The 12,835-nt window shown below is 67.4% G+C and carries 8 protein-coding genes; 6 read left to right on the top strand and 2 right to left on the bottom strand.

Annotated features, from left to right (window positions below):
* Positions 1 to 16: 16 nt before the first annotated feature.
* On the bottom strand, positions 17 to 727 hold the full coding sequence (ispD, locus tag SB771_RS09035) for a 2-C-methyl-D-erythritol 4-phosphate cytidylyltransferase (protein ID WP_011657178.1): 711 nt from the start codon (positions 725 to 727) through the stop codon (positions 17 to 19).
* A 20-nt stretch (positions 728 to 747) separates the two neighbouring features.
* Between ispD and mfd the strand changes: the two genes are divergently transcribed.
* From mfd to SB771_RS09020, 3 genes are all read left to right on the top strand, one after another.
* The gene (gene mfd / locus SB771_RS09030) at positions 748 to 4,305 is read left to right on the top strand and encodes a transcription-repair coupling factor (protein ID WP_175660551.1); all 3,558 of its coding nucleotides are present in this window, start codon (positions 748 to 750) and stop codon (positions 4,303 to 4,305) included.
* 96 nt (positions 4,306 to 4,401) lie between these two features.
* Positions 4,402 to 5,622 (top strand): acetylornithine deacetylase, encoded by a 1,221-nt coding sequence (gene argE, locus SB771_RS09025; protein ID WP_011657180.1) that lies wholly within the window; start codon positions 4,402 to 4,404, stop codon positions 5,620 to 5,622.
* A 62-nt stretch (positions 5,623 to 5,684) separates the two neighbouring features.
* Positions 5,685 to 6,704 carry a threonine/serine dehydratase gene (locus SB771_RS09020; protein ID WP_006752026.1) on the top strand — a complete coding sequence of 340 codons (1,020 nt, stop codon included), beginning with the start codon at positions 5,685 to 5,687 and terminating at the stop codon, positions 6,702 to 6,704.
* Positions 6,705 to 6,932: 228 nt separating this feature from the next.
* Here SB771_RS09020 and SB771_RS09015 read toward each other — a convergent pair whose 3' ends face one another.
* Positions 6,933 to 9,452 carry a penicillin-binding protein 1A gene (locus tag SB771_RS09015; protein ID WP_175660550.1) on the bottom strand — a complete coding sequence of 840 codons (2,520 nt, stop codon included), beginning with the start codon at positions 9,450 to 9,452 and terminating at the stop codon, positions 6,933 to 6,935.
* Positions 9,453 to 9,890: 438 nt separating this feature from the next.
* Here SB771_RS09015 and SB771_RS09010 point away from each other — a divergent pair, with 438 nt between their 5' ends.
* The 3 genes from SB771_RS09010 (at position 9,891) to mscL (ending at position 12,522) form a co-directional block, all read left to right on the top strand.
* The gene (locus tag SB771_RS09010; RefSeq protein ID WP_006752024.1) at positions 9,891 to 10,571 is read left to right on the top strand and encodes a PspA/IM30 family protein; all 681 of its coding nucleotides are present in this window, start codon (positions 9,891 to 9,893) and stop codon (positions 10,569 to 10,571) included.
* A gap of 77 nt (positions 10,572 to 10,648) precedes the next feature.
* On the top strand, positions 10,649 to 11,839 hold the full coding sequence (locus SB771_RS09005) for a tetratricopeptide repeat protein (RefSeq protein ID WP_175660549.1): 1,191 nt from the start codon (positions 10,649 to 10,651) through the stop codon (positions 11,837 to 11,839).
* Positions 11,840 to 12,090: 251 nt separating this feature from the next.
* A complete protein-coding gene (mscL, locus tag SB771_RS09000; protein ID WP_175656187.1) occupies positions 12,091 to 12,522 on the top strand; it encodes a large conductance mechanosensitive channel protein MscL in 432 nt (143 codons plus the stop codon).
* Positions 12,523 to 12,835 lie beyond the last annotated feature (313 nt).

Raw genomic sequence — 12,835 nt, 5'->3', positions numbered from 1 at the left:
TGAGATGAGGTGAAAGTCAGGAAGCGTTCGTGCCGCGCGCGAGGATCGCTTCGGCGAGCGCGAAATCTTCCGGGTACGTGACCTTGAAGTTGCGCAGGCTGCCCTGCACGACGCGCGGGGTATGACCGGCCCATTCGATCGCGCTGGCCTCGTCGGTCAGGTCGTGCCCTTCCCGCTGCGCGCGCAGGATCGCGTCGCGCAGCATGCCGATGCGGAACATCTGCGGCGTCTGCGCCTGCCACAGCGCGTCGCGCGACTCGGTGCGGGCGATCGCGTCGCCGCCGGCCGGCACGCGCTTGAGCGTATCGGCCACCGGCAGCGCGACGATGCCGCCGACCGGATCGTCCTTCAGCGCCGCGACCAGCGTGCGGATCAGCTCCGGCGTGATGCCGGGCCGCGCGGCGTCGTGCACGAGCACCCAGTCCTGGTCGGTCGCGCCGAATTCGCCCAGCCCCAGCAGCCCGTTGAGCACCGACGCCTGCCGCGAGCCGCCGCCGCAGCGGCGCACCGCGAAGCGCAGGCCCGCGAAGCGGCGCGCGTCGAAGTGCGTGTCGTCGGGCGCGAGGACGACGAGCGTCTGCGCGAATTCGCTGCACGCGTCGAATGCGGCGAGCGTGTAATGCAGGAGCGCGCGGCCGGCCAGCGTGCGGTATTGCTTCGGCACGGCCGAACCGGAGCGGCTGCCCGTGCCGGCGCAAGGAATCAGGGCGAAAAGTCGGGGAGTCACGAAGTGGAAACGCCGGAAAGATGAAATCGAGAAGCGGATTTTATAATAGGTCTTTCGTCTCGACCGGCGCACCGCGCCGCGCCGTGCCCGCCACCCCTGCCGTCCCTATGCCAGACAACGCTTCCATCCCGTTCGCCTCGCCCGTCGCCCGCGTCAAACCGGGCCAGCGGTTCGCCTTCGACGGCACGCACGGCTCCGCCGACGCACTCGCCATCGCCCGCTATCTCGCCGAGAACCGCGCCGCGGTCCCGCTCCTTGCGGTGATCTGCGCGAACGCGGTCGACGCGCAGCGGCTGTCGCAGGAACTCCGCTACTTCTCGCCCGATGCGCGCGTGCGCCTGCTGCCGGACTGGGAAACGCTGCCGTACGACACGTTCTCGCCGCACCAGGATCTCGTCTCCGAGCGGCTCGCGACGCTGCACGACCTTGGCGAGGGCCGCTGCGACATCCTGCTGGTGCCCGCGACCACCGCGCTGTACCGGATGCCGCCCGCGTCGTTCATGGCCGCGTACACCTTCGCGTTCGCGCAGGGCGAGCGGCTCGACGAGGCGAAGCTGAAGGCGCAGCTCACGCTGGCCGGCTACGAGCACGTGAGCCAGGTCGTGCGGCCCGGCGAATACTGCGTGCGCGGCTCGCTGATCGACCTGTACCCGATGGGCTCGCCGCTGCCGTACCGGATCGACCTGTTCGACGACCAGGTCGACTCGATCCGCGCGTTCGATCCCGATACGCAGCGCAGCCTCTACCCGGTTCGCGACGTGCGCCTGTTGCCCGGCCGCGAGTTTCCGTTCGACGAAGCCGCGCGCACGGCCTTTCGCAGCCGCTGGCGCGAGACCTTCGAAGGCGACCCGAGCCGCGCGCCGATCTACAAGGACATCGGCAACGGCGTGCCGTCGGCCGGCATCGAGTACTACCTGCCGCTGTTCTTCGACGAGACGGCCACGCTGTTCCACTACCTGCCGCAGGACGCGCACCTCGTGTTCACCGGCGATCTCGAGGCGTCGATCCGCCGCTTCACGGCCGATACGAAGCAGCGCCACGCGTTCCTCGCGCACGACCGCGAGCGGCCGATCCTCGAGCCGCAGCGCCTGTTCCTGTCCGACGAGGATTTCTTCGCGTTCGCTAAACCGTTCGCGCGCGTCGTGCTGCCCGCGCAGCCGGCCGGCGGCTGGGCGACGGGCCTGCCCGAGCTCACGGTCGATCGGCATGCCGACGATCCGCTCGCCGCGCTGCGCACGTTCGTCGAATCGTCGGGCAAGCGCGTGCTGCTGACGGTCGAATCGGCCGGCCGCCGCGAAACGATCCTGCAACTACTCGCCGAGCATCACCTGCGCCCCGCGTCGAACGACCACTTCGCGGGCTGGCTCGAAAGCGATGCACCGTTCGCGCTCGGTGTCGCGCCGCTCGCGAGCGGCTTCGCGGTGCCGGGCGAAGGCTACGCGATCGTCACCGAAACCGAGCTGTACGGCGCGCTCGGCCGGCGCGCGGGCCGCCGCCGCCAGGAACAGGCGAGCAACGTCGATGCGATGGTGCGCGACCTGTCGGAGCTGAAGGTCGGCGACCCGGTCGTCCATGCGCAGCACGGCATCGGCCGCTACATGGGCCTCGTGTCGATGGATCTCGGCGAAGGCGAGACCGAATTCCTGCACCTCGAATACGCGGGCGACAGCAAGCTCTACGTGCCGGTCGCGCAATTGCACGTGATCTCGCGCTACAGCGGCGCCGATCCCGACAGCGCACCGCTGCACGCGCTCGGCTCGGGCCAGTGGGAGCGTGCGAAGCGCAAGGCCGCGCAGCAGATTCGCGACACGGCGGCCGAGCTGCTGAACCTGTATGCGCGCCGCGCGGCCCGCGAGGGCCATGCGTTCGCGCTCGATCCGCGCGACTACGTGAAGTTCGCGGAAAGCTTCGGCTTCGAGGAAACGCCCGACCAGGCCGCGGCCATCGCGGCCGTGATCGGCGACATGACGAGCGGCAAGCCGATGGACCGCCTCGTGTGCGGCGACGTCGGCTTCGGCAAGACCGAGGTCGCGCTGCGCGCCGCGTTCATCGCGGTGATGGGCGGCAAGCAGGTCGCACTGCTGTCGCCGACCACGCTGCTCGCCGAGCAGCACACGCAGACCTTCGTCGATCGCTTCGCGGACTGGCCGGTGCGCATCGTCGAGCTGTCGCGCTTCAAGACCACGAAGGAAGTGAATGCGGCGATCGCGCAGATCAACGAAGGCACCGTCGACATCGTGATCGGCACGCACAAGCTGCTGTCGTCAGACGTGCAGTTCAAGCGCCTCGGCCTCGTGATCATCGACGAGGAACACCGCTTCGGCGTGCGCCAGAAGGAAGCGCTGAAGGCGCTGCGCGCGGAAGTCGACGTGCTGACGCTGACCGCCACGCCGATCCCGCGCACGCTCGGGATGGCGCTCGAGGGGCTGCGCGACTTCTCGGTGATCGCGACCGCGCCGCAGAAGCGGCTCGCGATCAAGACCTTCGTGCGCCGCGAGGAAGAAAGCGTGATCCGCGAGGCGATGCTGCGCGAACTGAAACGCGGCGGCCAGGTGTACTTCCTGCACAACGAGGTCGAGACGATCGAGAACCGCAGGGCCATGCTCGAGGAACTCGTGCCCGAGGCGCGCATCGTGATCGCGCACGGCCAGATGCACGAGCGCGAACTCGAACGCGTGATGCGCGATTTCGTCGCGCAGCGCGCGAACGTGCTGCTGTGCACGACCATCATCGAGACCGGCATCGACGTGCCGAGCGCGAACACGATCATCATGCACCGCGCGGACAAGTTCGGCCTCGCGCAGCTTCACCAACTGCGCGGCCGCGTCGGCCGTTCGCACCACCAGGCGTATGCGTACCTGCTGGTCCACGATCCGCAGTCGCTGACCAAGCAGGCGCAGCGCCGGCTCGAGGCGATCCAGCAGATGGAGGAACTCGGTTCGGGCTTCTATCTCGCGATGCACGACCTCGAGATCCGCGGCACCGGCGAGGTGCTCGGCGACAAGCAGTCGGGCGAGATCCACGAGATCGGCTTCCAGCTGTATACCGACATGCTGAACGACGCGGTGAAGGCGCTGAAGAACGGCAAGGAGCCCGACCTCACCGCACCGCTCGCCGCGACGACGGAAATCAACCTGCATGCGCCCGCGATCCTGCCGGCCGACTACTGCGCGGACGTGCAGGAGCGGCTGTCGCTGTACAAGCGTCTCGCGAACTGCGAGCATGGCGACGCGATCGACGGCATCCAGGAAGAGCTGATCGACCGCTTCGGCAAGCTGCCGCCGCAGGCGCACGCGCTCGTCGAGACGCACCGGCTGCGGCTGGCCGCGAAGCCGCTCGGCATCGTCAAGATCGACGCGAGCGAGGCCGCGATCGGGCTGCAGTTCGAGCCGAACCCGCCGATCGATCCGATGCGCATCATCGACATGGTGCAGAAGCACCGGCACATCAAGCTCGCGGGCCAGGACAAGCTGCGCATCGAGACGCGCTCGCCCGATCTCGCGATCCGCGTGTCGACGATCAAGGAAACGCTGCGCGCGCTGGCGCCGCGCGCCGACGCGGCGACCGCGGCACGCTGACGGCGCGGCCGCGATGCTGCACCGCATCGCGGCCGGCGAAGGCGGGCCGGCGCGTTTTTGAGTATGATTTTCCCATTCCTCAGACGGAGTTTTGCCATGTCCACTCTCGACGCGCCGGCGCCGTCCGCCGCCGACCAAGGCGACGCTTCGCTCGTCAGCCTGCCCTGGATCAAGCAGCTGGTGTCGATGGACACGACGAGCCGCGTGCCGAACCTCGGCCTGATCGAAGCGGTGCGCGACGCGCTGGCCGCGAAGGGCATCGTGTCGACGCTCACGCATGATCCGCGCGAAGGCTGGGCCAACCTGTTCGCGACCGTGCCCGCGCACGACGGCTCGACCGATGGCGGCATCGTGCTGTCGGGGCACACCGACGTCGTGCCGGTCGACGGCCAGCAGTGGGACAGCAACCCGTTCGCGCCGGAAATCCGCGATGGCCGCCTGTACGGCCGCGGCACCTGCGACATGAAGGGCTTCATCGGCACGGCGCTCGCGCTGCTGCCCGAGATGCAGGCGACGAAGCTCGCGAAGCCGATTCATTTCGCGCTGTCCTACGACGAGGAAATCGGCTGCGCGGGCGCACCGCTGCTGATCGCCGATCTCGTCAAGCGCGGCGTGAAGCCGTCCGGCTGCATCGTCGGCGAGCCGACCAGCATGCGGCCGATCATCGCGCACAAGGGCATCAACGCGTACCGCTGCTGCGTGCGCGGTCACGCCGCGCACTCGTCGCTGACGCCGAAGGGCCTGAACGCGATCGAATACGCGGCGCGCCTCATCTGCCACATCCGCGACATCGCCGAGCGCTTCCGTGCGGAAGGCCCGTTCGACGAGCTGTACGACGTACCGTTCACGACCGCGCAGACGAGTACGATCCAGGGCGGCAACGCGATCAACACGGTGCCGGCCGAATGCCGGTTCGACTTCGAGTTCCGCAACCTGCCGACGCTCGATCCCGAGCAGATCTTCACGCGCATCGAAGCGTACGCACAGGAAACGCTGCTGCCGCAGATGCTGCGCGAACATCCGAACGCGGCGATCGAGTTTTCGAAGATCGCGGCAGCGCCCGGCCTCGACGCCACGGAACAGGCCGCGATCACGCAGCTCGTGCGCGCGCTGACGGCCGACCAGGACAAGCGCAAGGTCGCATACGGCACCGAGGCCGGCCTGTTCGAACGCGCGGGCATCCCGAGCGTCGTGTGCGGGCCCGGCAACATCGAGCAGGCGCACAAGCCGAACGAATATGTCGAGCTCGCGCAGCTCGCCGCCTGCGAGCAGTTCCTGCGCAAATTCATCCGCAGCATGTCGGTCGACGCACACTGACTGCCCCCCGCCACGCCGGCCTGCGTGTGCGGGCCGGCCCCACCCCCGCCACCCGCCACGTCATGTCGACTGAACAACAGGGCACCGCCCATACGACGATCGACGGCGAGCCGATTCCGACGCTCGACGAAATCGCCGCGCAACATTTCGCGCTGTCGCCGTGGGTCGCGCGCACGCCGGTGTTCGAGCGTGCCGACCTGCCGTCCCTCGAGGGCACGCACGTCAACTTCAAGTTCGAGCTGCTGCAGGCGAGCGGCAGCTTCAAGGCGCGCGGTGCATTCACGCACCTGCTGGCACTCGACGAAGCGCGCAAGAACGCCGGCGTCACGTGTGTTTCGGCCGGCAATCATGCGGCGGCCGTCGCGTATGCGGCGATGCGGCTCGGCAGCAGTGCGAAGGTCGTGATGTTCCATACCGCGAGCCCGACGCGCATCGCGCAGTGCAAGCAGTACCGCGCGGAAGTCGTGCTGGCCGGCAGCGCGTCGCAGGCGTTCGACCTCGTGCGGCGGATCGAGGCCGAGGAAGGCCGCTTCTTCATCCATCCGTTCAACGGCTATCACACGATTCTCGGCACCGCGACGCTCGGCTACGAATGGGCGACGCAGACGCCCGATCTCGACGCGGTGATCGTGCCGATCGGCGGCGGCGGGCTCGCGGCCGGCATGGCGACCGCGCTGCGGCTCGCGAATCCGCGCGTGCACGTGTACGGCGTCGAGCCGGAAGGCGCCGACGCGATGTGCCGCAGCTTCGCGGCGAATCACACGATCAAGATGAGCGCGATGCAGACCATCGCCGATTCGCTGATGGCGCCGCACACCGAGGAATACAGCTACCAGCTGTGCCGGCGCCACATCGACCGCATCGTGACGGTGTCCGACGACGCGCTGCGCGCGGCGATGCTGTTCCTGTTCTCGCACCTGAAGCTCGCGGTCGAACCGGCGTGCGCGGCGGCGCTCGCGGCGCTGCTCGGCCCGCTGCGCGAGACGCTGCAGGGCAAGCGCGTCGGCGTGCTGCTGTCGGGCACGAATACCGACCCCGCGACACTCGGCATGCATCTCGCGCACGCGAAACTGCAGCACTGAAGCTGCGCAAGATGCTGCGGGTTATCCCCAGTTTATGTTGACAGCCCTGTTGATAACCCGCCAGGCAAGCACGCAAGTGGTTGAGCGCGCAGCGTTTTACCCGCACGAAGCATGCCGGACGCGAAATAGGCAGATGACGCCGCCGACGCACATGAGCTGACGCACGACGACACGCAAAAAAACGGGCGCCCGAAGGCGCCCGTCGCATGCGAAACATCCGCGTATCGCTTACTTGTTCTCGAACATGTCCATGATCTGCTGCTTCTCCTGCTGCGTGACGGGCGGCGGCGCAAGCCCGGCCGCGCCGGCCGAGCCGAGTGCGTCGTTCGCGCTGATCGCGTTCTCGGCCGGGTTGATGTCCACGCTCCCGACGAAGCCGTTGCCCGGCGTGCGATCCGCGTAGTACAGCTCGCCGTCGACTGTCGTCAGGCCGTCCGGCATCGGCATCTGCTGCTCGGGCACGCCGTTCAGCGCGGTGCGCATGTAGTTCACCCAGATCGGCAGCGCGAGCTGCGCGCCGAATTCGCGGCTGCCGAGGCTCTTCGGCTGGTCGAAGCCCATCCATGCGACCGCGACGAGCGACTGCTGGTAGCCGGCGAACCAGCCGTCCTTCGCATCGTTCGTCGTACCCGTCTTGCCCTGCAGGTCGCCGCGGCCGAGCGCGTTGGTGCCCGCGCCCGTGCCGGCCGTCGCGACCGTATGCAGCAGGCTGTTCATCACGTACGCGTTGCGGCCTTCGATCGTGCGCGCCGCCGTGCTGCCGGCGACCACCGGCTGCGACCGCTGCAGCGCCTGCCCGTGCGCGTCGTCGACTTCGGCGATCAGATACGGATCGACCTTGTAGCCGCCGTTCGCGAACACCGCATAGCCGGTCGCGAGCTGCAGCGGCGTGACGAGCCCTGCACCGAGCGCCATCGGCAGGTACGGCGGCGTCTTCGCCGGATCGAAGCCGAAGCGCTGCGTCACGTACTGCTGCGCGTACTGCGTGCCGATCGACGCGAGGATCCGGATCGACACGAGGTTCTTCGAACGCTGCAGGCCGGTACGCATCGACATCGGGCCGTCCGGCTGGTCGTCGTCCTTCGGCTCCCACGCGGTGCCGCCCGGCACGCTCGGCGGGAAGTACAGCGGTGCATCGTTGATGATCGTCGCCGGTCCGAGGCCCTTGTCGAGCGACGCCGAATAAATGAACGGCTTGAACGACGAACCCGGCTGGCGCCACGCCTGCGTCACGTGGTTGAACTTGCTCTTGTTGAAGTCGAAGCCGCCGACGAGCGAGCGGATCGCCCCGTCCTGCGGCGCGATCGCGACGAGCGCGCCTTCGACCTGCGGCAGCTGCACGACCTGCCAGCCCGTCTTGCCGTCCTTCAGCACGCGCACGATCGAACCCGGCTTGATCCGCAGCGTGGCGTTCGCGCGCTGATTCAGCGCGCCCGACACGAAGCGCAGCCCGGCCGGGCCGATCGTCGTCGTCGCGCCGCCGACGAACTGCACCTCGACCGCGTTCGGCGACGCCGCCAGTACCACCGCCGATTGCAGATCGCCGTTGTCCGGATGATCGGCGAGCGCGTCGTCGATCGCCTCGTCGCGCTCGTCGCCGGCCGCCGGCAGGTTGATCGACCCTTCCGGCCCGCGATAGCCGTGGCGGCGCTCGTAATCGAGGATGCCGCGACGCACGGCCTGGTACGCCGCTTCCTGGTCGGCCGAGTTGATCGTCGTCGTGACGGTCAGCCCGCGCGTATAGGTTTCGTCCTTGTACTGCTGGTACATCATCTGCCGCACCATCTCGGACACGTATTCGCCGTGCACCGCATACTGATTGCCCGGCGTGCGCACGCGGATCTCCTCCTTCACCGCCTGGTCGTACTGCGGCTGCGTGATGTAGCCGATCTCGAGCATACGCTTCAGGATGTATTCCTGACGCACCTTCGCGCGCTTCGGATTGACGACCGGGTTGTACGCCGACGGCGCCTTCGGCAGCCCCGCGAGCATCGCCGCTTCGGCGAGCGTGATGTCCTTCAGGTCCTTGCCGAAATACACGCGCGCGGCGGCCGCGAAGCCGTACGAACGCTGGCCCAGGTAGATCTGGTTCATGTACAGCTCGAGGATCTGATCCTTCGTCAGCGCCTTCTCGATCTTGTACGCGAGCAGCATCTCGTAGATCTTGCGCGTGTAGGTCTTCTCGCTCGACAGGAAGAAGTTGCGCGCGACCTGCATCGTGATCGTGCTCGCGCCCTGGCGCGCGCCGCCGTGCATCAGGTCGGCCACGCCCGCGCGCAGGATGCCGAGGAAGTCGACGCCGCCGTGTTCGTAGAAGCGGTAGTCCTCGATCGCGAGCACGGCCTTCTTCATCACGTCGGGAATGTCCTGGAAGCGCACGAGGCTGCGGCGCTCCTCGCCGAACTCGCCGATCAGCACGTGATCGGCGGTAAACACGCGCAACGGCACCTTCGGCTGGTAGTTGGTCAGCGCATCGAGCGACGGCAGTTGCGGTGCCATCACGACGAGTGCGTAGCCGACGATCAGCGCGCCGACGACCGCGAGCGTCGCGAACAGTCCGACGAACCACAGCGCGACGCGCGAGCCGAACGAGCGGCGGCCGCCGCCCCCGCCTCCGCGGCGCTGCGTGCGGCGATCGTCGTCGCCGTTGTCGTCATCGGGGTAATAGGCTCCCGACGGCGAACGGCGCAATGTGTAGTGAGGTTCGTTCCGGTCGGAAGAAGAAGGCGGTCGTTTGATAATTGGCATGTCGGAATGGCAGGCGGCGTGGCGCCCTCGGACGCATGCGGAAATGCAAGCGGATGAATCAGAGTGTGGTGCATCGTGGCAACTGTCACGTCGACAGACCCCGCCGCGCGGCGATCCGTTCCCGCGACGTGACAGCGCATTTTAATGAAATCGACCGGTTGACTTCGCGATTTTTTGTAAAAATTCCCGCACGGCCGGGATTTGCGGAACGTATTGGCCGCATGCTCCGCCTATCATGGACACGCGGCCCGTCGCGTGCCGCGGCGTGGCTTTCAAACGCGAAAGGTTCGAATACTGCACACGCATCGCGCTTGAACTGCAGCGCTTAAGCCGTATTTAAGGAGCCGGCGGTGTAATATCCGCCGGCTCACGCGGGTCGGAACCGATTCGCGACGGGTACTGCCGCTCACGCGGCACCTTTCAACCACGGAGGATTTCATGTCGCTTTTCGACTCTATTTCGCGCACGATCAAAGGCCTGCTGAACGATGCGGCCGACTCGGTACAGGATCCGTCGCGCGACGCACGGCAGATCGTGCGGGAGCTCGACGACAGCATCGGCCGTGCCGAGAATTCGCTGATCGAGATCGAGGCACAAGTCGCGACCCAGCGCAGCAAGCGCGATGCGGCCGACGACAAGGTGAAAAAGTACGAAGACGGCGCGAAGCGCGCGCTGCAGGCCGGCGACGAAGCACTCGCACGCGAGGCGCTCGCCGCGCAATCGAACGCCGAAGCCGAGCGCGATGCACTCGCGGCCGAGCTGACGACGCTCGAACCGTCGGTCGACAAGCTGAAGGGGCAGATCGCCGACATGCGCCAGCGCCGCAACGACCTGAACTCGCGCTCGAACATCCTGCAGGCGAAGCATGAAATCGCGCAGGCGAAGGACGTCGCGGCAAGCGCGCTCGGCGGCATCGGCGGCAAGAACCTGTCCGAGGATTTCCAGAAGCTCGAGGACAAGGTCGCACTGCAGAACGCGCGCTCGGACGCACGCCTGAACTCGGCCGACACGTCGAGCGGCAAGGCGCTCGAGGACAAGCTCGCCGCGCTGAACAAGGGCCCGTCGGTGGAAGACCGCCTCGCCGCGCTGAAGAAGCAGCTCGACACGCCCGCGCAGTAACGGCAACCGCGCCGCGGGCCGCAGGCTCGCGGCGCGCATCGATCGTCAGGAGACGGGCGCTCGCGCCCGGTTCGACCATGAAGAAATCTCTCGCCGCACTCGGCTTCTCGCTGATGCTGCTGTCGTCCGCGGCATTCGCAGTCCCGTCGCTGCAGCAAGTCGAGCAGTCGATCGCCCAGCGCGACTGGCAGCGCGCCGACTCGCAACTGTCGCAAGTCATCGACGCCCACCCGAACAACGCGCATGCGCACTACCTGTACGCGCAGGTGCTGGACCGCGAAGGCCGCGCGTCGGACGCGCTCGCGCAACTGCAGCGGGCGAAGTCGCTCGATCCGCAACTGCGCTTCACCGATGCGTCGCGCTTCGCGCAGACCGAATCGCGCATCCGCGCGGACGCCGCGCGCGTGAGCGGCAACACACCGTCGGCCACGCAGGCCGGCTCGTTGCAGTCGTCGCTCGCACCGGCCGCGCCGGTCGCGAAACACGGTCCGTCGACCGGCATGTGGATCGGCATCGCGCTGATCATCGCGCTCATCGCGCTGGTGCTGCGCTGGACGCTGCGGCGCGCGCGCTCGGCCGACGACGGTCGCGCCGACGACGAACGCCGCACGCAATTGAAGCGCGCGACCGACGTGCTGAACGACATTCGTCCGCTGAAACTCGACGCGAAACTGTCGACGGCGCCCGGCGCCGCCGCGCTCACCGGCGAGCTCGAAGGCATCGAGACCGATGCACGCACGCTCGTCGAAACGCTGTCGAACGGCAAGAACCCGGTGCCGCCGTATCGCATCGACGAACTCGAGCAGCGGCATGCGAGCGTGAAGGCGCGCGTCGAAGGCCGCCCCGATCCGGCCGCGCAGCCCGCCGCGCCGGCGAACGGTAGCGGCTCCGTGTATGCGCAGGAAGCCGATCGCATGACCGGCACGCAAGGCCAGCCGTATCAGCAACCGCCATACCCGCAACAGCCGTATCCCCCCCAACCGTATCCGCAACAGCAGCCGCCGGTCGTGGTCCAGCAAGGCGGCGGCTTCGCCGGCGGGATGGGCGGGCTGCTGACCGGCGTGCTGCTCGGCGAAGCGATGTCGGGCGGGCGCGAGCGCGTGGTCGAACGCGACGTGATCGTCGACGACCAGCGCCGGCGTCAGGAGAACAACGATCCGGGCTTCGACTTCGGTCGCGGCGACGATTCGAACTGGAGCGACGGCAACGGCGGCGGCGGTGTCGATCTCGGCAGCAACGACGACGGCTGGACCGACGACAACACCTGAGCATTCGCACGCGGGCGTCGACGCATCGCGCGACGCCCGCCTCTCACGCCGCGCCCCCCCTTTCATTCCCACTCGCGCCGGCCGCCGGATCGCCGGCCGCGAATTTGTCAATCATTTCAAGATGGGCTACCGGCAATGGGGCACGTTCGCTATCATGCGGCCATCGGCGTGCCTCCGGTCCCATCCGACGTTTCGCAGCCCTGCGCGTCGCGGCACGCCTTCCCCTAGCCTCAATCAGGAGAAAGCCGCTCATGAGCATAATCAAGGAATTCAAGGAATTCGCCGTCAAAGGCAACGTGATGGATCTCGCCGTCGGCGTGATCATCGGCGGCGCGTTCTCGAAGATCGTCGACTCAGTCGTGAAAGACCTCATCATGCCGGTGATCGGCGTGCTGACCGGCGGTCTGGATTTCTCGAACAAGTTCGTTCTGCTCGGCACCATCCCCCCGACGTTCAAGGGTAATCCCGATTCGTTCAAGGACCTGCAGGCCGCGGGCGTCGCCGCATTCGGCTACGGCTCGTTCATCACCGTGGCGATCAACTTCGTGATCCTTGCGTTCATCATTTTCCTGATGGTGAAATTCATCAACAAGCTGCGCAAGCCGGAAGAAACCGCGCCGGCCGCGACGCCGGAAGACATCGTGCTGCTGCGCGAGATCCGCGATTCGCTCAAGCAACGCTGAGCACCGCGCCACGCTGCATCTGCCGGGCCCGCACAATGCGGGCCTTTTTCATGCGCGTGCCGCGCGCATGCGTGCGCCGCGCGCCGCCGCGCGACGCTTATCTCACTTTTTTGTGACGCACGAATGCACGCGCGGGAAAAGCAGGTCTATGATGGAGACTAAACGACAGTACGGGCGCCGAGACGCTGGCTGTGTCGATCATCGTGGCAAGCGGGTCGACGGGAGACATTGATCGTCGTACCGCACGAGTGCAGCATTTTCGTGTGCTATAAAGGATCGACATGCGGCGTACATAGCCGGGAGTGGGTCGCAT

The sequence above is a fragment of the Burkholderia sp. SIMBA_051 genome (genome assembly GCF_046534915.1).
Lineage (GTDB): Bacteria > Pseudomonadota > Gammaproteobacteria > Burkholderiales > Burkholderiaceae > Burkholderia > Burkholderia ambifaria.
The sequence above is the reverse complement of the archived record's forward strand: the minus strand, read 5'-3'. Positions and strand labels throughout refer to the sequence as shown.